Annotated in this window: 25 protein-coding genes and 1 tRNA gene; 1 reads left to right on the forward strand and 25 read right to left on the reverse strand. The window is 63.3% G+C overall.

Features of this window, described 5'->3' with window-relative positions; all coding sequences use genetic code 11:
- Window positions 1-3: 3 nt before the first annotated feature.
- From BO1_RS59210 to BO1_RS16200, 10 genes are all read right to left on the reverse strand, one after another.
- Window positions 4-447, reverse strand: a complete 444-nt coding sequence (locus tag BO1_RS59210; protein ID WP_156992292.1) for a GreA/GreB family elongation factor — start codon at window positions 445-447, stop codon at window positions 4-6.
- A gap of 6 nt (window positions 448-453) precedes the next feature.
- Window positions 454-1,002 (reverse strand): hypothetical protein, encoded by a 549-nt coding sequence (locus BO1_RS59215; protein WP_156992293.1) that lies wholly within the window; start codon window positions 1,000-1,002, stop codon window positions 454-456.
- Window positions 995-1,750, reverse strand: coding sequence for a TIGR04255 family protein (locus BO1_RS16165; RefSeq protein ID WP_028218434.1), 756 nt, complete (start codon window positions 1,748-1,750; stop codon window positions 995-997). The genes BO1_RS59215 and BO1_RS16165 overlap by 8 nt, the downstream gene beginning before the upstream one ends.
- A 308-nt stretch (window positions 1,751-2,058) precedes the next feature.
- Window positions 2,059-2,134: transfer RNA gene (locus BO1_RS16170), tRNA-Thr, on the reverse strand.
- Between the two features lie 18 nt (window positions 2,135-2,152).
- Window positions 2,153-2,650: a ClpXP protease specificity-enhancing factor gene (locus BO1_RS16175; RefSeq protein ID WP_028218435.1), complete on the reverse strand. Its 498-nt coding sequence runs from the start codon at window positions 2,648-2,650 to the stop codon at window positions 2,153-2,155.
- Window positions 2,651-2,722: 72 nt separating this feature from the next.
- Complete coding sequence (locus tag BO1_RS16180; RefSeq protein WP_027797364.1) at window positions 2,723-3,334, reverse strand: glutathione S-transferase N-terminal domain-containing protein; 612 nt, start codon at window positions 3,332-3,334, stop codon at window positions 2,723-2,725.
- A 114-nt stretch (window positions 3,335-3,448) separates the two neighbouring features.
- The gene (locus BO1_RS16185; RefSeq protein ID WP_028218436.1) at window positions 3,449-4,231 is read right to left on the reverse strand and encodes a cytochrome c1; all 783 of its coding nucleotides are present in this window, start codon (window positions 4,229-4,231) and stop codon (window positions 3,449-3,451) included.
- 24 nt (window positions 4,232-4,255) lie between these two features.
- A complete protein-coding gene (locus BO1_RS16190) occupies window positions 4,256-5,653 on the reverse strand; it encodes a cytochrome b (RefSeq protein WP_028218437.1) in 1,398 nt (465 codons plus the stop codon).
- Window positions 5,653-6,273, reverse strand: a complete 621-nt coding sequence (petA, locus tag BO1_RS16195) for a ubiquinol-cytochrome c reductase iron-sulfur subunit (protein WP_028218438.1) — start codon at window positions 6,271-6,273, stop codon at window positions 5,653-5,655. Before petA ends, BO1_RS16190 begins: the two co-directional genes overlap by 1 nt.
- Window positions 6,274-6,557: 284 nt before the next feature.
- Entirely contained in the window at window positions 6,558-7,304 is a 747-nt protein-coding gene (locus tag BO1_RS16200) for a Nif3-like dinuclear metal center hexameric protein (protein WP_028218439.1), read from the reverse strand.
- Window positions 7,305-7,323: 19 nt separating this feature from the next.
- Here BO1_RS16200 and BO1_RS16205 point away from each other — a divergent pair, with 19 nt between their 5' ends.
- Window positions 7,324-8,541 (forward strand): Do family serine endopeptidase, encoded by a 1,218-nt coding sequence (locus BO1_RS16205; RefSeq protein ID WP_028218440.1) that lies wholly within the window; start codon window positions 7,324-7,326, stop codon window positions 8,539-8,541.
- A gap of 182 nt (window positions 8,542-8,723) precedes the next feature.
- Here the strand turns inward: BO1_RS16205 and tatC are convergent, their stop codons facing one another.
- The 15 genes from tatC to murA all read right to left on the reverse strand — a co-directional run bounded on the left by tatC (window position 8,724) and on the right by murA (window position 20,487).
- Window positions 8,724-9,506 (reverse strand): twin-arginine translocase subunit TatC, encoded by a 783-nt coding sequence (gene tatC, locus BO1_RS16210; RefSeq protein WP_028218441.1) that lies wholly within the window; start codon window positions 9,504-9,506, stop codon window positions 8,724-8,726.
- A gap of 57 nt (window positions 9,507-9,563) precedes the next feature.
- The gene (tatB, locus tag BO1_RS16215) at window positions 9,564-10,133 is read right to left on the reverse strand and encodes a Sec-independent protein translocase protein TatB (RefSeq protein ID WP_028218442.1); all 570 of its coding nucleotides are present in this window, start codon (window positions 10,131-10,133) and stop codon (window positions 9,564-9,566) included.
- 49 nt (window positions 10,134-10,182) lie between these two features.
- Complete coding sequence (tatA, locus tag BO1_RS16220; RefSeq protein WP_028218443.1) at window positions 10,183-10,425, reverse strand: Sec-independent protein translocase subunit TatA; 243 nt, start codon at window positions 10,423-10,425, stop codon at window positions 10,183-10,185.
- A gap of 246 nt (window positions 10,426-10,671) precedes the next feature.
- On the reverse strand, window positions 10,672-11,040 hold the full coding sequence (locus BO1_RS16225) for a histidine triad nucleotide-binding protein (RefSeq protein ID WP_028218444.1): 369 nt from the start codon (window positions 11,038-11,040) through the stop codon (window positions 10,672-10,674).
- 70 nt (window positions 11,041-11,110) lie between these two features.
- Complete coding sequence (locus BO1_RS16230) at window positions 11,111-11,515, reverse strand: DUF4870 family protein (RefSeq protein WP_028218445.1); 405 nt, start codon at window positions 11,513-11,515, stop codon at window positions 11,111-11,113.
- A 126-nt stretch (window positions 11,516-11,641) separates the two neighbouring features.
- The gene (locus tag BO1_RS16235) at window positions 11,642-12,010 is read right to left on the reverse strand and encodes a phosphoribosyl-ATP diphosphatase (protein WP_028218446.1); all 369 of its coding nucleotides are present in this window, start codon (window positions 12,008-12,010) and stop codon (window positions 11,642-11,644) included.
- Window positions 12,007-12,432 carry a phosphoribosyl-AMP cyclohydrolase gene (gene hisI, locus BO1_RS16240; RefSeq protein ID WP_043285070.1) on the reverse strand — a complete coding sequence of 142 codons (426 nt, stop codon included), beginning with the start codon at window positions 12,430-12,432 and terminating at the stop codon, window positions 12,007-12,009. Before hisI ends, BO1_RS16235 begins: the two co-directional genes overlap by 4 nt.
- A 4-nt stretch (window positions 12,433-12,436) precedes the next feature.
- On the reverse strand, window positions 12,437-13,210 hold the full coding sequence (gene hisF, locus BO1_RS16245) for an imidazole glycerol phosphate synthase subunit HisF (protein WP_028218448.1): 774 nt from the start codon (window positions 13,208-13,210) through the stop codon (window positions 12,437-12,439).
- A 252-nt stretch (window positions 13,211-13,462) separates the two neighbouring features.
- Window positions 13,463-14,215 (reverse strand): 1-(5-phosphoribosyl)-5-[(5-phosphoribosylamino)methylideneamino]imidazole-4-carboxamide isomerase, encoded by a 753-nt coding sequence (hisA, locus tag BO1_RS16250; RefSeq protein WP_028218449.1) that lies wholly within the window; start codon window positions 14,213-14,215, stop codon window positions 13,463-13,465.
- 190 nt (window positions 14,216-14,405) lie between these two features.
- A complete protein-coding gene (gene hisH, locus BO1_RS16255) occupies window positions 14,406-15,047 on the reverse strand; it encodes an imidazole glycerol phosphate synthase subunit HisH (RefSeq protein WP_028218450.1) in 642 nt (213 codons plus the stop codon).
- A gap of 12 nt (window positions 15,048-15,059) precedes the next feature.
- Window positions 15,060-15,647: an imidazoleglycerol-phosphate dehydratase HisB gene (gene hisB / locus BO1_RS16260; protein ID WP_028218451.1), complete on the reverse strand. Its 588-nt coding sequence runs from the start codon at window positions 15,645-15,647 to the stop codon at window positions 15,060-15,062.
- An 85-nt stretch (window positions 15,648-15,732) separates the two neighbouring features.
- On the reverse strand, window positions 15,733-16,809 hold the full coding sequence (gene hisC / locus BO1_RS16265) for a histidinol-phosphate transaminase (RefSeq protein ID WP_028218452.1): 1,077 nt from the start codon (window positions 16,807-16,809) through the stop codon (window positions 15,733-15,735).
- Window positions 16,810-17,046: 237 nt separating this feature from the next.
- Entirely contained in the window at window positions 17,047-18,366 is a 1,320-nt protein-coding gene (gene hisD, locus BO1_RS16270) for a histidinol dehydrogenase (RefSeq protein WP_028218453.1), read from the reverse strand.
- A gap of 163 nt (window positions 18,367-18,529) precedes the next feature.
- A complete protein-coding gene (gene hisG / locus BO1_RS16275) occupies window positions 18,530-19,228 on the reverse strand; it encodes an ATP phosphoribosyltransferase (RefSeq protein ID WP_043285072.1) in 699 nt (232 codons plus the stop codon).
- Complete coding sequence (murA, locus tag BO1_RS16280; protein WP_028218455.1) at window positions 19,225-20,487, reverse strand: UDP-N-acetylglucosamine 1-carboxyvinyltransferase; 1,263 nt, start codon at window positions 20,485-20,487, stop codon at window positions 19,225-19,227. Before murA ends, hisG begins: the two co-directional genes overlap by 4 nt.
- Between the last annotated feature and the right edge of the window lie 55 nt (window positions 20,488-20,542).

Below are 20,542 nucleotides of genomic sequence, written 5' to 3' on the forward strand. Positions count from 1 at the left end.
GCGTTACTTTACTTCCGGTGACTGGCTTAATTTCTTTTTCGCCGAATCCAATTGACGTTGCACTTCTTTAAATTCCCGTCTTATCAGAAAAAGCAATTGCTGCGCCTCCCGCGCATCATCATATTCAAAATTTTCATCTAAATGATAATCAGCGCGAGTACGAAGCTCACGCATATCACGCGCCTTCTGGCAAATAGTTTTCAACCGACTATTGGAAATTGCCGGCTCCTTACAATGCCCCTCAAGACGTAGATACGCGCGCTCATGCATACCTTTATCTTTCCCCTCTTGCGTCGGGAGGGGATTGCAATGCTCCTCACCTGCTCGATCGCAAAGATGAAAAGCCACGTAATAAAGGCGCCCGGTGCCATTCCTCAGCTGGAGCTCGGAAGCATCCGCCTTGACGAGTTCTACCCCGTAGGCCGCCAAATCATCCAATGAGACCATGTCAATCTACGTGAGCGATCGAATGGAAATCGTCACCCTATCCGGAAATTTGTGACTTTCAAGGATATACTCGGTAGTGTCCCAGTCGAGGTCCATAGCTTCCTCAAAAGGAAGATTTACCAAAATCCGGATTGCGGCGTAGGCGATACCCTCTTCCCTATCGGTAGATACTCTCGCTACAAGATCCGCAATAGAGATTGAGCGTGAATCCAAGTATGCCACTATATTTTTGTATAATGGATACGCGCTTCTCGTGTCGCCTCCAATTGCCGCAATTGCAGCCACAACTCGATCCCAGTGGGGCAACCCAAAACCTTCTACGTTACCAACGCTAGTCGATATATTTGCGCCACCGATTATCGGAAGCGCATCGACCGCAAACAGTCCATCATAGTCGTCAATCAACAAATTATGCGCGTGAACACTCGCTGCAGATAATCCTTCACGATTCGGCATCGCGTGAGTCAAATTGATCCCAGCAAGCATTGCCACACTCAGGATGCCGGCTAATGCGTGCCCACCTTTCGCTGTGAAGTTTGCTGATTGATTATTCATATATGGGATCGAGCTTGGCAACGAGTTCTTCGGTCAGCAACCCAAAAAAGACTTTCTTGTTAGATGCGTGAATTTCATCCGCAAGCTGTGGCAGCCGCTCCTTAAATTTAGCAGCAGGTTCTTCCTCGAATTCGTCAATGGTCGCCGTGTTTATGATAATTCCTTTAACCGCTCCACGATTGGCAACCTGCGCATCCACGGAATTATTAATCATCACGTCGTGTACTAAGCGCCCGTCTTGCAAGCGAGTAGTGATCGTTGTCCGCTCAGTAGTAATGTCTTTACCCGCGATTCGCATGCCTACGTCGAGCGCGCTGATGTCGCTTGCAATTATTGATTGCTCCACGACATCAATGTACCGAATGGAGCACAGAACAACGGAAGAGACTAGGCCAGAACCCAGCACGGCATCCAAAACTGAAAGAATAGCGCTTCGGAATCCGCTCCACCCTGAGTATGGCAACTTGGCCCCTACGATCAGAGCACGATCTCCGACATTGATAAAATATTTCCCGAATTCCAGTCTTACAAGTGGCTGGAAGGACAGGCCCGGCTGAGAATCACGAAACTCCTTTGGAACCGATCCCAAAGGGAGACTCTGAACTGTTCGCTCGATACCTGGTATCGCAAACATGAGGAACCCGGGCACGCTTGCCGCCAAGGACGCTTCAGAGGGCGCGAAATGCACCTCAAAAAGTGCATCCACGAGCGGTTCTTTCCCGAGTCTCTTGGGTATTCTGGAAAGCATCAAGCGTCCCGATCTATCTAACTTGCGAGCACTGTTGCTGTGCTAGAGGCAAAATTTCCCGCGCGCGTCCTGCTTTCAACAAGCTGCGGACCAAGGTTCCTGAATTCTAATAACGGCTCAGCCTGAGCGAACTTTACACGAAGCAAGTCTATGGGTTAACGGGAAAAACCCAAATTCGCAACGGCCTGCAACCGTCCGCTCGAAAAGCGTGCCGCACAGTTGTGCCGCCTACCGGGCGCTCCGTTGACACTCGGTTGACAGTCAGATGCGCAAAAGGGCTTACGATGATCGTAAGCCCTTGATTTATATGGTGCCGGCTGCAGGACTCGAACCCGCCACCTGATGATTACAAATCAACTGCTCTACCAGATGAGCTAAGCCGGCGTAGCCCGCTATTCTACTTCATTTCACGATCTTGAGGTGGCCCTTTCCGCCCTTCGCTGCACCGTCGTCGCCTTTGTCCTTCTCGGGCGCCGAGACTGCCGGCTCCGGCGCCGATGCCTCATGCGTCACATCCGCGGCAACGGGCACCGAATCTTCGTCATGCTCCTGCGCGGAAGGCAGCACGTCATCGGCATCGCCCGGCGGCGCGTCGACCGGGAACGCCATGCCCTGGCCGTTCTCGCGCGCGTAGATCGCGAGCACGTTCGGCACGGGCACCTCGATCTTGTGCGACTTGCCGGAAAAACGGGCATGGAACTCGATCATCTCATTGCCCATCTGCAGCTGGCTCGTCGCCTCGAAGCTGATGTTCAGCACGATCTCGCCGTCGCGCACGAACTGGCGCGGCACGCGCGTACGGTTGTCGACCCGCACCGCGATATGCGGTGTGAAGCCGTTGTCGGTGCACCACTCGTACAGCGCGCGCAGCAGGTACGGCTTGGTGGAAATCTCTTGCATCAACAATCCTCTGACGAGGCGGCGCAGCCAGCGTGACCGCCAGCGCCCGCCACCTCCTGTTACAACACCGGCTTAGCGGCGCATCACCTTTTCCGAAGGCGTCAGCGCTTCGATATAGGCCGGACGGCTGAAGATACGCTCGGCGTACTTCATGAGCGGCGCGGCGTTCTTCGACAGCTCGATCCCGTAGTGATCCAGACGCCACAGGAGCGGCGCGATCGCGACGTCGAGCATCGAGAACTCTTCGCCCAGCATGTACTTGTTCTTCAGGAAGATCGGCGCGAGCTGCGTGAGGCGGTCGCGAATCGCGAGACGCGCCTTCTCGTGGTTCTTCTCGGCCGCCTTGCCCTTCTCGTTTTCGAGCGTGCTCACGTGCACGAACAGCTCTTTCTCGAAGTTGAGCAGGAACAGGCGCGCGCGGGCGCGCTGGACCGGGTCGGCCGGCATCAGCTGCGGGTGCGGGAAGCGCTCGTCGATGTACTCGTTGATGATGTTCGATTCGTACAGGATCAGGTCGCGCTCGACCAGAATCGGCACCTGACCGTACGGATTCATCACGGCGATGTCTTCCGGTTTGTTGAACAGGTCGACGTCGCGGATTTCGAAGTCCATGCCCTTTTCGAACAACACCAGCCGGCAGCGCTGGGAGAACGGGCAGGTAGTGCCGGAGTACAGAACCATCATGATTTACATTTCCTCAATAAACCCAAAAGGCCGGCGGGCAAAAACACCGTCTGACTGTCGCAAGACTGTCAGGCGGTGTCTCGTCGCACCGGCCCCACGTCGGTCAGGACGTGATTATTTGATATCTTTCCAGTACGCGGCGTTCAGTCGCCACGCGAAAAAGCTCAGAACGCCGAGGAACAGGAGCACCCAGACCCCAAGCTGCTTGCGGGTTTTCTGCTCCGGCTCGGCCATCCAGCCAAGGTATGCAACGAGGTCGGCCACAGCAGAATCATAATCCACCGGTGAAAGCTTCCCCGGTGTGACCTGTTGGTACCCCACAAAACGGTGGATCTTTTCCCCCGTTTCCTCGTCCGTCATGTCTTCGAACTTCGCCGTGCGCACGCCCTGCAGTTGCCAGAGCACGTTGGGCATGCTCACGTTCTCGAACACCAAATTGTTCCAGCCGGTCGGACGCGTGTCGTCACGGTAGAAGCTGCGCAGATACGTGTACAGCCAGTCGCGCCCTTTCGCGCGCGCCTCCACGGAGAGGTCCGGCGGCGCCACGCCGAACCATGCCTTGGCGTCGTCCTGTCGCATCGCGATGGACATCGTGTTGCCGACCTTGTCCGTCGTGAACAGCAGATTATCTTCGATCTGCTTCTGCGGGATGCCGATCGCTTCCAGCCGGCTGTAGCGCATCAGGTTCGCACTATGGCAATTCAGACAATAGTTTACAAACAATTGCGCGCCATGTTGCAGCGAAGCAAGATTTTCCCCGTTATCGGGTGCGCGGTCGAGCGGAATGTTTTCCTGCGCAATCGCCGATCCCGCCCCCAATCCCATCGCGCACGCCAGCGCCAATCCGGCGACACCCGTACCTGTTGCCCGTGCGAGCGTCGAAAAGAGAGATTTCATCATCATGTCTTCCTCGCTCGCTGATTAATGGGGCTTGAACTGCACGCGCTCGGGCGGCTGCTTGAAGGTGCCAAGCCGCGTCCAGAAAGGCATGCCGAGGAAGAATGCGAAATAGACGAGTGCGCAGATCTGGGCGATCAGCGTCGCCGCCGGCGACGGCGGCCGGGTGCCGAGGAACCCGAGCGTCAGGAACGCGAACACGAAGATCGCGAGAAACACTTTGTGGAACATCGGCCGGTAGCGAATCGACTTCACCGGCGCGCGGTCGAGCCACGGCAGGAAGAAGAGCGAGATCACCGCCGTGCCCATCACCACGACGCCCCAGAACTTCGACTCCGTGAAGGCCATCGCGAGGACCACGAGAATCGCCAGCACCGGCAGGCCCGCGCGCCACTTGCCGCGCGCACGCACGAGTGCGAGCAGGCCGAGCAGCGCGACCACGATCATCAGCACGATCTTGAACGGGTCGGTGGTGGCGCGCAGCATCGCGTAGAACGCCGTGAAGTACCAGACCGGCGCGATCTCAGGCGGCGTCTGCAGCGGGTTGGCCGGGATGAAGTTGTTGGCTTCGAGGAAGTAGCCGCCCATCTCCGGCGCGAAGAAGATGATCGCCGCGAAGATCATCAGGAAGATGCACACGCCCATGAAGTCGTGCACGGAGTAGTACGGATGGAACGGGATGCCGTCGAGCGGAATGCCGTTCGCGTCCTTTTTCTCCTTGATCTCGATGCCATCGGGGTTGTTCGAGCCCACTTCATGCAGCGCCACGACGTGGGCGATCACGAGCCCGATCAGCACGAGCGGGATCGCGATCACGTGGAAGGCGAAGAAGCGGTTGAGCGTGACGTCCGAGACCACGTAGTCGCCGCGGATCCACAGCGACAGGTCCGGGCCGATGAAGGGAATCGCCGAGAACAGGTTCACGATCACCTGCGCGCCCCAGAACGACATCTGGCCCCACGGCAGCAGATAGCCGAAGAACGCTTCGGCCATCAGGCAGAGGAAGATCGCGCAGCCGAAGATCCAGACGAGCTCGCGCGGCTTGCGGTACGAACCGTACAGCAGCCCGCGGAACATGTGCAGATACACGACCACGAAGAACATCGACGCGCCCGTGGAGTGCATGTAGCGGATCAGCCAGCCCCACGGCACCTCGCGCATGATGTACTCGACCGACGCGAACGCGAGCGTCGAGTCGGGCTTGTAGTTCATGGTGAGGAAGATGCCGGTGACGATCTGGTTCACCAGCACCAGCAGCGCGAGCGAGCCGAAGAAGTACCAGAAGTTGAAGTTCTTCGGCGCGTAGTACTCGGAGACGTGCGCTTTCCATGTCGACGTCATCGGAAAGCGCTTGTCGATCCAGCCGGTCAGCCCCGAAGACGCGCTCGTCGTGTCCAGTTCCTTTTCGTGTCCCGTGGCCATCACGCTTCTCCTTGTTCGTCCTTGCCGATCACGATCTGCGTCGGGGACGTGAACATGTAGCGGGGGATGTCGAGGTTCTGCGGCGCGGGCTTGTTCTTGAACACGCGGCCGGAGAGATCGTAGGTGGAGCCGTGGCACGGGCACAGGAAGCCGCCGGGCCAGTCGTCGGGCAAGTTGGGCTGCGGGCCCTCCTGGAAGCGCGGCGTGGGCGTGCAGCCCAGATGCGTGCACACGGCCACGGCCACGAGGATGTTCTGGTGCTCGGCGCGCGAGCGGTATTCGTTCTTGCAGTAATCCGGCATCGGCATGGAGAACGGATGCTCGGAGTTCGGGTCCGCCAGCTCGGGGTCGGCCTTCTTGCAGTCGGCCAGCATGCGCTCGGTGCGGTTCAGGATCCACACGGGCTTGCCGCGCCAGGCCACGGTCAGCATCGAGCCGGGTTCGAGTCCGCTGATGTCGACTTCGACCGGCGCGCCGGCAGCGCGGGCTTTTTCGGATGGTGCAAACGAAGCTACGAAGGGTACGACAGTGGCAACACCTCCTATGCCACCTGCTACGGACGTCGCAATCAGCCAGGTACGGCGGCTGCCATCGACGCGGTCGTTCTCATTGTCTCGCATCACATCGCCCCACTTCTGAGTTGGATTTTTCCGTCACGCCAGCTGTCCCGCGGTGCTGCCGAACGCTAGTTTGCGCGAATGGAGTTGGCATTTACAAGGGGCGTTCACCAAAAAGCGGGCGAAGTCCTTGATAACTCGGGGTTTTCCCCCAGAAAACGGGGCCATTTTCTTTTCATCTTGTAAACGCCCGCTGAATAAGACATGCCGATGCGCTCCGCCATGAGTCGATCGGGCGAAGCGCAAAGACAATCGGCCGCTCGATTGCGCCGCTCAAACCACCCCGCTCAAACGGGATTGTGGATATCGATGAAAAGATGCTCGATGTCGAACGCCTCCGCCAGGTGCGCGCCCACCGCCTGCACGCCAAACCGCTCGGTGGCGTGATGGCCCGCGGCAAGGAACGCCACGCCGCTCTCGGCCGAGGTATGGGTGATCGGCTCGGAGATTTCGCCGGTCAGGAAGACATCGGCGCCCGCTTCGATCGCCGCATCGAAGAGACTTTGCGCCGCGCCCGTGCACCATGCCACGTGGCGCAGCTCCCAATCGGGGTCGCCGAGCACGAGCGGTGTGCGGCCCAGCGTCTGCTCGACCTGCGCCGTGAAGTGCGCGAGCGTGATGGGCATGGGCAGCGTGGTCATCCAGCCGAGGTCCTGGTCGCCGAAGCGTTTTTCGCCGATCCAGCCGAGTTTGGCGCCCAACTGCGCGTTATTGCCCAGCTCGGGATGGCAGTCGAGCGGCAGATGGTAGGCAAACAGATTGAGGTCGTTGGCAAGCAGCGCTTTCAGGCGGTGGTACTTGCGCCCCGTGATCTGCGGCGGCTCGTTGCGCCAGAAATAGCCATGGTGCACGAGCACGGCGTCGGCGCCCCACTCCAGCGCCGCTTCGAGGAAGGCAAGCGAGGCCGTGACGCCGGTCGCGATCCTCTCCACGCGCCGCCGCCCCTCGACCTGCAGGCCATTCGGGCAGTAGTCCTTGAACCGCGCGGATTCCAGAAGATTGTTCAGATACAATTCCAGTTCGATCCGATCCATATAATCCTCTAATCTTCAGATGCTTAGACGCTTTTGGCTGTTCTTCGCCCAGGCGGTGACGGTCCTGCTGGCGTTGATGTTCATCATCGCGACGCTCAAGCCGCAGTGGCTCCAGCATCAGGGGCAACTCGGCAAGCAGCTCGCGGAACCGATCGTTGCCCTGCGGGAGGTGGCGCCGGGCATTGGCGGCGGCCCCGCGCAAGGTTCCTATGCGGACGCGGCCCAGAAGGCGATGCCCGCGGTCGTCAACGTATTCTCGAGCAAGGACGGGTCGCTGCCGCCCGACCCGCGCCAGAACGACCCGCTATTCCGCTACTTTTTCGGCAATCCCAATAACAACCGCAAGCAGCAGGAACAGCCTGCGGCGAACCTCGGTTCGGGCGTCATTGTCAGTCCGGACGGTTACATTCTAACGAACCAGCACGTGATCGACGGCGCCGATCAGATTGAAATCGCGCTCTCCGACGGCCGCACCACCAACGCGAAGGTGATCGGCATCGACCCGGAGACCGATCTCGCCGTGCTCAAGATCAACCTGCCGAACCTGCCCACCATCACGCTCGGACGCATGGATCAGGCGCGCGTGGGCGACGTCGTGCTCGCCATCGGCAACCCGTTCGGCGTGGGCCAGACCGTGACGATGGGGATCATCAGCGCGCTCGGGCGCAATCACCTCGGCATCAACACTTTCGAGAACTTCATCCAGACCGACGCGCCAATCAACCCGGGCAACTCGGGCGGCGCGCTCGTCGACGTCAACGGCAATCTGCTCGGCATCAACACGGCCATCTATTCACGCTCGGGCGGCTCGCTCGGCATCGGCTTCGCCATTCCCGTCTCCACGGCGCGCAGCGTGCTGGAGAGCATCATCACGACGGGCTCGGTCACGCGCGGCTGGATCGGCGTGGAGCCGCAGGACGTGACGCCCGAGATCGCCGAGTCGTTCGGGCTGAACCAGAAGTCGGGCGCGATCGTCGCGGGCGTGCTGCAGGGCGGCCCCGCCGACAAGGCCGGCATCAAGCCGGGCGACGTCCTGACCGCGGTGAACGGCGAAGCGATCACCGACACCACGCGCCTGCTGAACGTCATTGCGCAGATCAAGCCGGGCACCAGCGCCAAGGTCCACCTCGTGCGCAAGAACAAGGACATGGACCTCGACGTGATGATCGGCAAGCGCCCGCCGCCGCCGAAGCAGCCCGCGAACCAGGACGAAGAAGGCGACGACGACGGAGGCTGACCGGAACGCCCGCGACGTGGGCTCACCGCTCACGTTGCCGCCAGCGCGCATTCGCTGACTGGCGCCCTCGCCTGCGCCGCGCAGCGAAGCGAGAGAAGCAAAAAAGGCCGCGAACGTCACCGTTCGCGGCCTTTCTTTTTGGACTTTACCGGCTTCGGGCCCGCACGCCTGAGCGCGCCCCGTCAGCTCGTTGCCTCACTCTCGTCGACAGCCTTCTTCTCGCCGGTCCCGACGAAGAGTCTCGCCGCGATAATCCCCGCCTCGTACAGCACGATCAGCGGGAGCGCGAGAATGAGCTGCGAAAACACATCCGGCGGCGTGACGACCGCGGCAACGATGAACGCGCCGACGATCACATAGGGACGAATCTCCTTGAGCTTCTTGACCGTCAGCACGCCCATGCGCACGAGCAGCACGACGACAATCGGCACTTCGAAGGTCACACCGAACGCGAGGAACATCGTGAGCACGAAGCTCAGGTAATTGTCGATATCGGTGGTCATCTCCGCACCGAGCGGCGCGTTGTAATGCGCCATCACGCGGAAGATGGTGGGAAACACCACGAAATACGCGAACGCCATGCCGCACAGGAACAGCGTATAGCTGCTCGCCACCAGCGGCCCGACCAGCTTCTTCTCGTGCTGATAGAGGCCTGGCGCCACGAACGCCCAGATCTGATAGAGCACGACCGGCAAGGCGATCACGAAGGCGACGAGCATCGTCACCTTCATCGGCACGAAGAACGAGCCGGTCACGTCGGTGACGATCATCTTGCCGTCGCGCGGCAGGTTCTGCATCAACGGGCGGGCGAGCAGCCTGAAGATGTCGGGCGCCCAGTACACGAGCCCGACGAACACGACGATCACGGCAATGCCCGCGCGAATGATGCGGTCGCGCAGCTCGACGAGGTGCGAGATGAAGGTCTCTTCAGTGCCCTCGTCCTGTCTTTGTTGGGGGTCGCTCACACCGGCCCTCGGGGGTTGGAGATGGACAAGTTCAGACTCGACTGCGGTATCGGAGCATCAGAAGAAGCGCGTGGGACGGCGCAAGCTGGCCGGCGTATGCTGCGCGACGCGCGCGGCACCCGATTGCACGCGCGTGCGTCGCAGCGTCGCCCGTTTGTACCACGTGGGCGTTGCCGTTTGCTTCACGCGCCAGTTCTTGCGTTTGCCGCCGGTTGCGTTAGACGCGTTACCCGAGCGCCATGACGTGGCGCCCGAACCATCGGCCGTGCCGGACGTCCCGAACGCGCTGCCTTGCGCCGGGTCCGAAGCGGCGCCGCCCGCGATGCTGGGGGCCCCACCCGTGCCGACGTTCCAGGCCTCGTTCAGCTCGGTCTCCTGCTTGTGCAGGTTATCGTGAACGGTTTTCTCGACGTTTTGCGCGGCCTGTTCGAATTCGCCCTTCATGCGGCGCAACTCGTCCAGTTCGATCTCGCGCGTGACTTCCGCCTTGACGTCGTTGATATAGCGCTGCGCGCGGCCAAACAGGGCGCCGGCCGTACGCGCGACGCGCGGCAGCCGTTCCGGTCCGAGAACGACCAGCGCGACGACGCCGATCAGCGCCATCTTGGTTAGACCCAGATCGAGCATGAATGAAGCTTTCCGTCAGCCTTGGGGCGGGAAATAACGGCTGCCGCGCTTAGCGGTAGTCGTTCGAACGCGGGGTCTTGTCCTTGGCGTCGACATCGACCGTGCCGCCGTTGTTCGGCAGCTCGCGCTTTTGCGTATCGGCGCCGGACTCCTCGCCCTCGCGCATGCCTTCCTTGAAACCCTTCACCGCGCCGCCCAGATCGCTGCCGATATTGCGCAGCTTCTTCGTGCCAAAGACGAGCGCCACGATCAACAACACGATCAGCCAGTGCCAAATGCTCAACGAACCCATGATCAAAACTCTCCTTAACCCCGTTGCCACGCCTCATGCGCAGCGAAAAAACCGTGTCGCGCGAACGCGCTTCCTGACGCCCGTGCCGATCGACTGGTCCGGCGTGGCGCCATGCCTGGCGCGCCTGGCGGGTTGCCGGGCTGCGTGCCCGGTATGGTAACTGCAAGCTATTTCGGCTGCGTGGCAACGTGCCCTTTTTCTCGGCCGCCCCTGGGATTGTGCCGTCTTGCCGCGCAAGCGCCCGGTCTATCCCATGCGCTGCCACGGACGCGGTCCGGACAGCAGATGCGCGTGCAGGTGATAGACCTCCTGGCCGCCGCCGGGCCCCGTGTTCACCACGGTGCGATAGCCGGTCTCACCGCCCGTGTAGGACACGCCCAGATCCCTCGCCAGCCGCGCGACCAATACAAACATTCTACCAAGCAGCGGGGCTTCGTTTTCACCGCAGTCCGCGAGGGTGGATATATGTTGGCGCGGAATGACCAGCACGTGAGTTTGTGCTGCGGGCCGAATGTCCCGGAACGCGACGAACTCGTCGTCTTCATAGACGCGCGTGCTGGGGATCAGGCCGTCGGCGATCTTGCAAAAGAGACAGGTGCTGCGGTCGTGACTCATGGTGCTCCTGGGCCGCCGTATGGGGAGAAAGCGTGTCGGGTTCCGCGCACGGTCCCAATCTGCCGCAGCGTCAGAGCCACGCGCGTGGATCGGACAGCGGCTTGTTGTCGTACAGGTACAGCCAGCCTTTGATGATACGGTACAACGTCCAGATTCCGACAGCCCACAAAATCGGAATACCGATCACGACGACGAAGAGCGCGCCGCCGATCAGCGTTCCGGCGAGCCCGAGCCAGAACGTGCGGATCTGCCACGTGAAGTGCTGCTCGTAAGGCGTGCCGGCCGCTTCGTCGCGCTTGATGTAATTGATGATGATCGCCACGAGCACGGTCACGCCACCCGTGAGCAAGAAGATCGCGTAGAGCCCGTAGAGGATATGCGTGAGGGTGCGAAGGCTGCGCAGACGATCCGCGTCGAGCGGATCGTGCTCCGGGGCGCGGTAGGCAGGAGGCGGGCAATCGCCGGGCGTGGACATGGGTGGCATCTCCAGTCAGGTCGGTGGCGACACACGCCTCGCGTGCGTCACCTGGGCCAGTATCGCTGCGATGACTCGACCCAATAATTCGACCCGAATCCGCGGCCCGAATTCAGTCCCGCAGCGTCATTCGCCGTTTTCTTCGCGCTCGCGGCTCTTGCGCAGCGCCTTCTCCTCGAGGCCCGAGAGCCCCTCACGGCGCTCCAGCTCCGCCAGCACATCGGCCGGGCTCAGGTCGAAGTGCGAGAGCGTGACGAGGCAGTGGAACCACAGATCGGCCATCTCGCCGACCAGCGCCTTCGGCGCGCCGCCCTGACGCACGTCCTTCGCGGCCAGCACGACTTCGGTCGCCTCTTCGCCCACCTTCTTGAGCACGGCGTCGTCGCCCTTATGGAACAGGCGTGCGACGTAGGAAGCGTCCGGGTCGCCGCCCTTGCGGCTGTCGATCACCGCCGCGAGGCGCAGCAGGGTGTCGTTGGTGTTCAGTTGCGTCATTTGTAGATGTGTTCGGGGTCTTTCAGCACGGGATCGACGGCGACCCAGCGGCCTTCGTCGACGGTGCCTTCGAATTGCTGGAAAAAGCACGAGTGACGGCCCGTGTGGCACGCGATGTTCGACACCTGCTCGACCTTGAGCAGCACGACGTCCTCGTCGCAGTCGAGGCGAATGTCGTGCACGTGCTGCACGTGGCCCGACTCCTCGCCCTTGAACCACAGGCGCTGGCGCGAGCGCGAAAAGTACACCGCGCGGCGCAGCTCGACCGTCTTGGCCAGCGCTTCGCGGTTCATCCACGCGAACATCAGCACGTCGCCGGTCGTGGCTTCCTGCGCGATCACGGGCACGAGGCCGTTGGCGTCCCAGTTGACCTTGTCGAGCCAGCCGGCCTTCGCGATGTCGTGGGTTTGTGCGTTGTTCATGGCGTCACATCCTCACCGAAATGCCCTGATCGGCCATGAAGCGCTTGGCCTCGCCAACCGTGTGCTCGCCGTAGTGGAAGATACTCGCCGCCAGCACGGCGTCGGCATGGCCCTTGACGATGCCATCCGCGAGATCTTGCAGACCGCCCACGCCGCCCGAGGCGATCACGGGAATCGGCACGGCGTCGGACACCGCGCTCGTGAGGGCGAGGTCGAAGCCGCTCTTGGTGCCGTCGCGATCCATGCTCGTGAGCAGGATTTCGCCTGCGCCGAACTCGGCCATCTTGCGCGCCCACTCGACGGCGTCGATGCCGGTGGCCTTGCGGCCGCCGTGCGTGAAGACTTCCCAGCGCGGCGCTTCGCCCGGCGCCGAGGTGCGCTTCGCGTCGATGGCGACGACGATGCACTGCGAGCCGTATTTATCGGCGGCATCGCGCACGAGCTGCGGATTGGCCACCGCCGACGAATTCATGCCGACCTTGTCGGCGCCGGCGTTGAGCAGGCGCCGCACGTCGGTGACGGCGCGCACGCCGCCGCCCACCGTCAGCGGGATGAAGACCTGCGAGGCCACCGCTTCGATGATCGGCAGGATCAGGTCGCGCCCGTCCGAGGTGGCCGTGATGTCGAGAAAGGTGAGCTCGTCGGCGCCCTGATCGTCATAGCGGCGCGCGATTTCGACGGGATCGCCCGCGTCGCGCAGCTCGACGAAGTTGACGCCCTTGACGACCCGTCCGGCAGTCACGTCGAGACAGGGAATGATGCGTTTGGGTAGAGCCATGATCTTGCCGATATTCCGGGGCGTGCCGGGACCGCAGCAGCTACGCCCATTGTCGCGCGATAGCGGTTATCGCGAAATTAGCCGGCGAACGAACGGCCGGGAGCGGCGACTCGCCGCCGACGGCGCGCGGCCCGCCCTTGCCGGTCGCCCCGACGGTCGCACCGGGGAGCCCGAAGGACCAAAAGGACCAAAAAGGACCCCGAAAGCCCCGCAGGACTCGGCCGCCGCTCGGGAGGCCGTCCACGCGACGCTTTAAGCGTCGTCCGATTCGCGCAGGCTGTCTGCGCGCGTTTGCGCCTCGGCAAAATCCAGATCGCCCGAGTAGATCGCGCGGCCGCAGATCACGCCTTCGACGCCTTCGTCCTCGACTTCGCAGAGCGCATCGATATCGGCGAGATTCGAGAGGCCGCCGCTCGCGATGACCGGAATCTTCACCGCGCGCGCAAGACGCACCGTCGCTTCGATATTGATGCCTTGCAGCATGCCGTCGCGGCCGATGTCGGTGTAGATGATCGACTCGACGCCGTAGTCCTCGAACTTGCGCGCGAGGTCCACGACTTCGTGGCCCGTGAGCTTGCTCCAGCCGTCGGTGGCGACTTTGCCGTCCTTGGCGTCGAGCCCGACGATGATATGGCCCCCGAACGCCGTGCAAGCTTCCTGGAGGAAGCCCGGGTTCTTGACCGCGGCCGTACCGATGATCACGTACGAGAGGCCGTCGTCGAGGTAGCGCTCGATGGTGTCGAGGTCGCGGATGCCGCCGCCCAACTGCACGGGGATCTGGTCGCCCACTTCCGCGATGATCTCGCGAATCGCGTCTTCGTTCTTCGGCTTGCCTGCGAACGCGCCGTTCAGGTCGACGAGGTGCAGACGCCGCGCGCCGCGCTCGACCCAATGTCGGGCCATGGCCGCCGGTTCCTCGGAGAAAATCGTCGCCTGGTCCATATCGCCTTGTTTGAGGCGTACGCAGTGACCGTCTTTGAGATCGATGGCCGGAATCAGCAGCATAGCAATCGGGTGATGTCTGGGAATGGGGTTGAAATCAGCCGGCAACGACCGGGAAAAGCCCCGATCCGACGCCGTTTCGCTAGTTTAGTACAACTCTTTCGGCGGCCTTGCTGATGTAAATCGGCTTCGGGCGCACACAACGCTTGCAGGACTGACCTGGGTGATCCGAGCCGGCAACGCCGCGCGTGAATTACGGGTTCCAGTGGACGAAGTTGCGATAGACGCGCAAGCCCGCTGCGGCGCTCTTTTCCGGGTGAAATTGGGTGGCGAAGATGTTATCCCGCGCCACCGCCGAGGTAAAGGCCGCGCCGTACGGCGTTTCGCCCACCGTGTGAGCTGCGTCGGCCGGCACTACATAGTAGCTGTGCACGAAATAAAAGAAGCTTTCGTCGGGCACGCCGTCCCACAGCGGGTGAGCGCGGGTCTGACGCACGCGGTTCCAGCCCATCTGCGGCACCTTGAAGCGCGAGCCGTCGTCCTGCAACTGGCCTTCCAGCGCGAAGCGCACGACCTTGCCCGGCAGCAGGCCGAGGCCCTTCGTGTCGCCCTCGGCGCTCCAGTCGAACAGCATCTGCTCGCCCACGCACACGCCCATCAGCGGCTTGGTGCGCGAGGCTTCGAGCACGGCGTCCTGCAGGCCCGATTCCGCGAGGCTGCGCATGCAGTCGGGCATCGCGCCCTGACCCGGCAGCACGACGCGGTCGGCTGCGCGGATCGCTTCCGGCTGCTCGACGATCTGCACGTCGGCTTCCGGCGCGGCCTGCTTCAGCGCCTGGGCCACCGAACGCAGGTTGCCCATCCCATAATCCACAATCGCAATTGAAGTTTTCATCTCGGATACCGCTTACAGGCTGCCCTTCGTCGACGGAATCTTGCCCGCCTGGCGCTCATCCAGCTCGGCGGCCTGACGCAGCGCGCGGCCGAAGGCCTTGAACACGGTTTCCATCTGGTGATGCGCGTTCAGGCCGCGCAGATTGTCGATATGCAGCGTCACGCCGGCGTGATTGACGAAGCCGCGGAAGAATTCGATCGACAGATCGACGTCGAACGTGCCGATGCGCGCGCGCGTGAACGGCACGTGGAACTCGAGCCCCGGACGACCTGAGAAGTCGATCACCACGCGCGAGAGCGCCTCGTCGAGCGGCACGTAGGCATGGCCATAGCGGCGGATGCCCTTTTTGTCGCCGATCGCCTGCGCGACCGCCTGGCCCAGCGTGATGCCGACGTCTTCAACCGTATGGTGGTCGTCGATATGGGTGTCGCCATGCGCCTCGACTTCGAGATCGATCAGACCGTGTCGCGCGATCTGGTCGAGCATGTGGTCGAGAAACGGCACGCCGGTCGCGAGCTTTTGCTCGCCGGTGCCGTCCAGATTGAGTTTCACGCGGATTTGCGTTTCGCTGGTGTTGCGAACGACTTGCGCGACGCGCATGGCAATTTCCTTCAAACAGCCTGTAACAGGAGGGTTCAGAGAACGAAGCTCGAAGCGCTGTGCGCTTCGCAACGATGGGAACGATTCACTTGAGCACGAGCTTCAGGGCGGCGAGCAGCTGCGCGTTTTCGTCGGGGGTCCCAACGGTCAGGCGCACGCAATTCGCCAGCAATGGGTGCATTTTACTCACGTTTTTGACCAGCACCCGCGCTGTCAGCAGCGTATCGAACACGGCGGAGGCATCGGGCACGCGCACGAGCAGGAAATTGCCGGCGCTTTCGAACACTTCGGCGCCCGGCAATGTCGCCACCGCGGCGGCCAGTTGGGCCCGGTCCGCGCGCAACTGGGCGGCCTGCGCGTCGAGCACGCCGATATGGTCGAGCAGGAAATCGGCGGCCGCCTGGGTGAGCACATTCACGTTATACGGCGGGCGCACCTTGTCGAACTCGTTGAGCCATGCAGTGCGGCCCGCGAGGTAGCCGAGGCGGATGCCCGCAAGCCCGAGCTTGGACATCGTGCGCATGACGACCACGTTGTCGAACGCGCCCGCGCGCGGCATCCAGCTCGTCTGCGCGAACGGCTGATAGGCCTCGTCGATCACGACGAGGCCGCCGGCAGCGTCCGCGGCTTCGATGATGCGTTCGATGTCGGCGTCGGCGAAGAGGGTCCCCGTGGGGTTGTTCGGGTACGCGAGCCAGATCACGGCCGGCTTGTGCTCGGCGACGGCAGCAAGCATGGCGCCGGTATCGAGCGTCAGATCGGCCTTGAGCGGCACGCCGACGAATTCCACCTGGGCGAATTTCGCCGACATCGCATACATCACGAAGCCCGGCACCGGCGCGAGCACCTTCGCGCCCGGCTTCGCGCACGCCATCGTGATCATGCTGATGATCTCGTCCGAGCCGTTGCCGAGCAGCACGTCGCACTCGGGCGGCACGCGCATCGCGGTCTTGAGCTTCGCCATGAGGGCCTCGGGACGCGGCGCCGGATAGCGGTTCAGCGCCACGCCCGCGAGATGCTCGCCCAGTTGCACCGCCAGATCGGCGGGCAGCGAGTACGGGTTCTCCATGGCGTCGAGCTTCACGAAGCCGGCGGCGTCGGGGACCGGATAGCTCGTCATGGCGAGCACATCGGGGCGGATGATGTCGTGTGGTGTCGTCATTGTCGATTGGCTCGCGCGCGGGGCGTGGAGCCGGCACGGACGGCCAGCCGGACTACAGTGCCGCAGCGCTGCAGGGCCGTCCAGATTGGCGCCCGTTTTCGGGCGCGCGGGTTATTTCGGTGTTCCAGGCATCGGGCGCTGGCCTGCGTGCGCCTGGCGCGCCGATGCTTGCAAACGTCTCCTCAGGGGGCGCGGCGCACAGGAAACTCATGCGCGCCGCCCTGTCTCCACCCTGTCTCAGCTTTGCTTCATGCGGTACTCGGCGCTGCGCGCGTGGGCCTGGAGGCCTTCGCCGTACGCGAGTTCCGCCGCGATCTCGCCGAGCGTCTGGGCGCCTTCGGCGCTCACTTCGATCAGGCTCGATCGCTTGATGAAATCATAGACGCCGAGCGGCGACGAGAAACGTGCGGTACGAGACGTAGGCAGCACGTGATTCGGCCCCGCACAGTAGTCGCCGAGGCTTTCACTCGTGTAGCGGCCGAGGAAGATGGCGCCCGCGTGGCGGATTTCGGCGCCCCACTTCTGCGGCTCGAGCGCCGAGATTTCGAGGTGCTCGGGTGCGATGTCGTTGGCGATCGCGCAGGCTTCGGCCATGTCGCGCACCTTCACGAGCGCGCCGCGGTTCGTCAGCGACGTGGCGATGACTTCGGCGCGCGGCATCGAGGGCAGCAGTTCGTCGATCGCGTCTTGCACGCGCTTGATGAACGCGTCGTCCGGGCACAGCAGGATCGATTGCGCGAGCTCGTCGTGCTCGGCCTGCGAGAACAGGTCCATCGCGACCCAGCGCGGATCGGTCGTGCCGTCGCACAGCACGAGGATCTCGGAGGGGCCGGCGATCATGTCGATGCCGACCGTGCCGAACACGCGGCGCTTGGCCGAGGCCACATAGGCGTTGCCCGGGCCACAGATCTTGTCGACAGCCGGGATCGTGCGGGTGCCGTAGGCGAGTGCGCCCACGGCCTGCGCGCCGCCGATAGTGAACACGCGGTCGACGCCGCCGAGCAGCGCCGCCGCCAGCACGAGCGGGTTCTTCACGCCGTCGGGCGTGGGCACGACCATGATGATCTCGCGCACGCCCGCAACCCGCGCGGGAATCGCGTTCATCAGCACCGACGACGGATACGCGGCCTTGCCGCCCGGCACGTAAAGGCCCACGCGGTCGAGCGGCGTGACCTTCTGGCCGAGCACGGTGCCGTCCGCTTCGGTGTACTGCCAGCTATGCGAGCCGCACTCGATGCGCTGCTTCTCGTGGTAGCCGCGCACGCGCGCGGCCGCCGCTTCGAGCGCCGCGCGCTGCTTGGGCTCGAGACTTTCCAGTGCGGCCTCGAGCTCGCTGATCGGCAGCTCCAGCGCATCGACGCTCGTGGCGTTCAGGCGGTCGAAGCGGTTCGTATAGTCGAGCACGGCGGCGTCGCCGCGCGCCTTCACATCGGCGAGGATTTGCGCGACCGAGCGCTCGATGGCCTCGTCTTCGCTCGCCTCGAAGGCGAGCACCGCGTGCAGCGCCGCCTTGAAGCCTGCGGCGCTGGAGTCGAGTTTGCGCATCGTGATAGCCATGCTGATATCCATCCGTAACGGTTGTGGGCGCGGCGCATCGGGTGCTCCGCGCGGGCGTCGCCCGGCTCGCTCGTGCGAGCTTCTTCAGTTCGCCAAACTCAAGTGGCCAACTCAGGTAGCCAAATCAAGTGGCCGGATCAAGCCGCCGGATCCGGCGGCTTGATCACGCTGCCTGCGCGCCGCGCGACGCGCGTTCGAACGCGTCGAGGAACGGCCGCAGCGCAGCGCGCTTGAGCTTGAGCGCCGCCTGGTTCACGACGAGGCGCGAGGAGATGTCCATGATCTCCTCGACCTCGACCAGATTGTTCGCGCGCAGCGTGCCGCCCGTGCTGACGAGGTCGACGATCGCGTCGGCGAGGCCGACGAGCGGCGCGAGCTCCATCGAGCCATAGAGCTTGATGAGGTCGACGTGCACGCCCTTGGCCGCGAAGTGCTGGCGCGCGGCTTCCGTGTACTTGGTCGCCACGCGCAGGCGCGCGCCCTGGCGCACGGCATTGGCGTAGTCGAAGCCCGCCTTCACGGCCACCGAGAGACGGCAGCGCGCGATATCGAGATCGATCGGCTGATAGAGCCCGCCGCCGCCATGCTCGAGCAGCACGTCCTTGCCCGCCACGCCGAAGTCGGCCGCGCCGTATTCCACATAGGTGGGCACGTCGGTCGCGCGCACGATGATGACGCGCAGGTTCGGGTCGGTCGTCGGCAGGATGAGCTTGCGCGAGGTTTCCGGGTCTTCGGTCACCTCGACGCCCGCGGCGGCGAGCAGCGGCATCGTCTCTTCGAAGATGCGGCCCTTCGAGAGCGCCAGCGTGAGCGGCGCACCGGCCGCCGCGGCCGGCGTGGGCCTGGATTCGACCGTGCTCATGCCGCGTTCCCCTTGATGCGCTTCACGTTGGCGCCGATCTTGTTCAGCTTCTCTTCCATGCGGTCGTAGCCGCGGTCGAGGTGATAGATGCGGTCGATCAGCGTCTCGCCGTCGGCGCAGAGGCCCGCGATCACGAGGCTCGCCGAAGCGCGCAGATCGGTTGCCATCACCTTCGCGCCCGAGAGCTTTTCGACGCCGGCAACGAGTGCCGTCTTGCCGTCGATCGTGATGTGCGCGCCGAGGCGGTTCAGCTCCTGCACGTGCATGAAGCGGTTCTCGAAGATGTTTTCGACCACTTGCGAGGTGCCGTCCGCGATCGCGTTGAGCGCCATGAACTGCGCCTGCATGTCGGTCGGGAACGCCGGATATTCCGAGGTGCGCAGATTCACGGCGCGCGCGCGCTCGTGCATGCGCACGCGCATCCAGTCGTCGCCCTCCTCGATCGTCACGCCCGCTTCGCGCAGTTTGTCCGTGACGGCGTCGAGGATATGCGGACGCACCTGGCGCAGCGTGACGTCGCCGCCCGCGGCCGCGACCGCGCACAGGAACGTGCCCGCCTCGATGCGGTCGGGAATGACGGTGTGCTTCGCGCCGTGCAGCTTGTCCACGCCCTGGATGACCAGACGATCGGTGCCGATGCCCTCGATCTGCGCGCCCATCGCGACGAGCAGATGCGCGAGGTCGCCCACTTCGGGCTCGCGCGCGGCGTTCTCGATCACCGTTTCGCCTTCGGCCAGCACGGCGGCCATCAGCAGGTTTTCCGTGCCGGTGACCGTGATCATGTCGGTGACGATGCGCGCGCCCTTCAGGCGCTTCGCGCGCGCCTCGATGAAGCCGTGCTCGATGGTGATCTCGGCGCCCATCGCCTGCAGGCCCTTGATGTGCTGATCCACGGGGCGCGCGCCGATCGCGCAGCCGCCCGGCAGCGACACCTTCGCCTCGCCAAAGCGGGCGACGAGAGGCCCGAGCACGAGAATCGACGCGCGCATGGTCTTCACGAGCTCATACGGCGCGACGAGGTTGTCGACCTTCGAGGCGTCGAGCTGCACGCGGTGGCCGTCCTGCTCGGTGCGCACGCCCATCTGGTTGAGCAGCTTGAGCGTGGTGCGCACGTCCTGAAGGTCGGGCACGTTGTCCAGATGGACGGGTTCCGCGCTCAAGAGGACCGCGCAGAGAATGGGCAGCGCCGCGTTCTTCGCACCCGAAACGGTCACTTCCCCTGCGAGCGTCTGCCCGCCGACGATGACGAGTTTATCCATGCCTGAGGTTTCCTGATCGGCGCGACCGGCTTGCGGCGTCGCGTCATGTTGTGCG

It is taken from the genome of Paraburkholderia oxyphila NBRC 105797, assembly GCF_000685075.1.
Taxonomy (GTDB): domain Bacteria; phylum Pseudomonadota; class Gammaproteobacteria; order Burkholderiales; family Burkholderiaceae; genus Paraburkholderia; species Paraburkholderia oxyphila.

Excerpts from the sequence above, each read along its gene's own strand:
- BO1_RS16180 (WP_027797364.1), bottom strand. The coding sequence starts at position 3,334 with ATGATGGTTCTGTACTCCGGCACTACCTGCCCGTTCTCCCAGCGCTGC.
- BO1_RS16235 (WP_028218446.1), bottom strand. The coding sequence starts at position 12,010 with ATGACGCAACTGAACACCAACGACACCCTGCTGCGCCTCGCGGCGGTG.
- hisC (WP_028218452.1), bottom strand. The coding sequence starts at position 16,809 with ATGACGACACCACACGACATCATCCGCCCCGATGTGCTCGCCATGACG.
- tatA (WP_028218443.1), bottom strand. The coding sequence starts at position 10,425 with ATGGGTTCGTTGAGCATTTGGCACTGGCTGATCGTGTTGTTGATCGTG.
- BO1_RS16175 (WP_028218435.1), bottom strand. The coding sequence starts at position 2,650 with ATGCAAGAGATTTCCACCAAGCCGTACCTGCTGCGCGCGCTGTACGAG.
- hisA (WP_028218449.1), bottom strand. The coding sequence starts at position 14,215 with ATGCTGCTGATTCCGGCCATCGATCTCAAAGACGGTCACTGCGTACGC.
- BO1_RS16205 (WP_028218440.1), top strand. The coding sequence starts at position 7,324 with ATGCTTAGACGCTTTTGGCTGTTCTTCGCCCAGGCGGTGACGGTCCTG.
- hisG (WP_043285072.1), bottom strand. The coding sequence starts at position 19,228 with ATGAGCACGGTCGAATCCAGGCCCACGCCGGCCGCGGCGGCCGGTGCG.
- hisH (WP_028218450.1), bottom strand. The coding sequence starts at position 15,047 with ATGAAAACTTCAATTGCGATTGTGGATTATGGGATGGGCAACCTGCGT.
- petA (WP_028218438.1), bottom strand. The coding sequence starts at position 6,273 with ATGCGAGACAATGAGAACGACCGCGTCGATGGCAGCCGCCGTACCTGG.
- tatB (WP_028218442.1), bottom strand. The coding sequence starts at position 10,133 with ATGCTCGATCTGGGTCTAACCAAGATGGCGCTGATCGGCGTCGTCGCG.
- hisB (WP_028218451.1), bottom strand. The coding sequence starts at position 15,647 with ATGCGCGTCGCGCAAGTCGTTCGCAACACCAGCGAAACGCAAATCCGC.
- BO1_RS16190 (WP_028218437.1), bottom strand. The coding sequence starts at position 5,653 with ATGGCCACGGGACACGAAAAGGAACTGGACACGACGAGCGCGTCTTCG.
- BO1_RS16200 (WP_028218439.1), bottom strand. The coding sequence starts at position 7,304 with ATGGATCGGATCGAACTGGAATTGTATCTGAACAATCTTCTGGAATCC.
- BO1_RS16165 (WP_028218434.1), bottom strand. The coding sequence starts at position 1,750 with ATGCTTTCCAGAATACCCAAGAGACTCGGGAAAGAACCGCTCGTGGAT.
- hisF (WP_028218448.1), bottom strand. The coding sequence starts at position 13,210 with ATGGCTCTACCCAAACGCATCATTCCCTGTCTCGACGTGACTGCCGGA.
- murA (WP_028218455.1), bottom strand. The coding sequence starts at position 20,487 with ATGGATAAACTCGTCATCGTCGGCGGGCAGACGCTCGCAGGGGAAGTG.
- hisI (WP_043285070.1), bottom strand. The coding sequence starts at position 12,432 with ATGAACAACGCACAAACCCACGACATCGCGAAGGCCGGCTGGCTCGAC.
- BO1_RS59215 (WP_156992293.1), bottom strand. The coding sequence starts at position 1,002 with ATGAATAATCAATCAGCAAACTTCACAGCGAAAGGTGGGCACGCATTA.
- BO1_RS16230 (WP_028218445.1), bottom strand. The coding sequence starts at position 11,515 with ATGTCCACGCCCGGCGATTGCCCGCCTCCTGCCTACCGCGCCCCGGAG.
- hisD (WP_028218453.1), bottom strand. The coding sequence starts at position 18,366 with ATGGCTATCACGATGCGCAAACTCGACTCCAGCGCCGCAGGCTTCAAG.
- BO1_RS16185 (WP_028218436.1), bottom strand. The coding sequence starts at position 4,231 with ATGAAATCTCTCTTTTCGACGCTCGCACGGGCAACAGGTACGGGTGTC.
- BO1_RS59210 (WP_156992292.1), bottom strand. The coding sequence starts at position 447 with ATGGTCTCATTGGATGATTTGGCGGCCTACGGGGTAGAACTCGTCAAG.
- BO1_RS16225 (WP_028218444.1), bottom strand. The coding sequence starts at position 11,040 with ATGAGTCACGACCGCAGCACCTGTCTCTTTTGCAAGATCGCCGACGGC.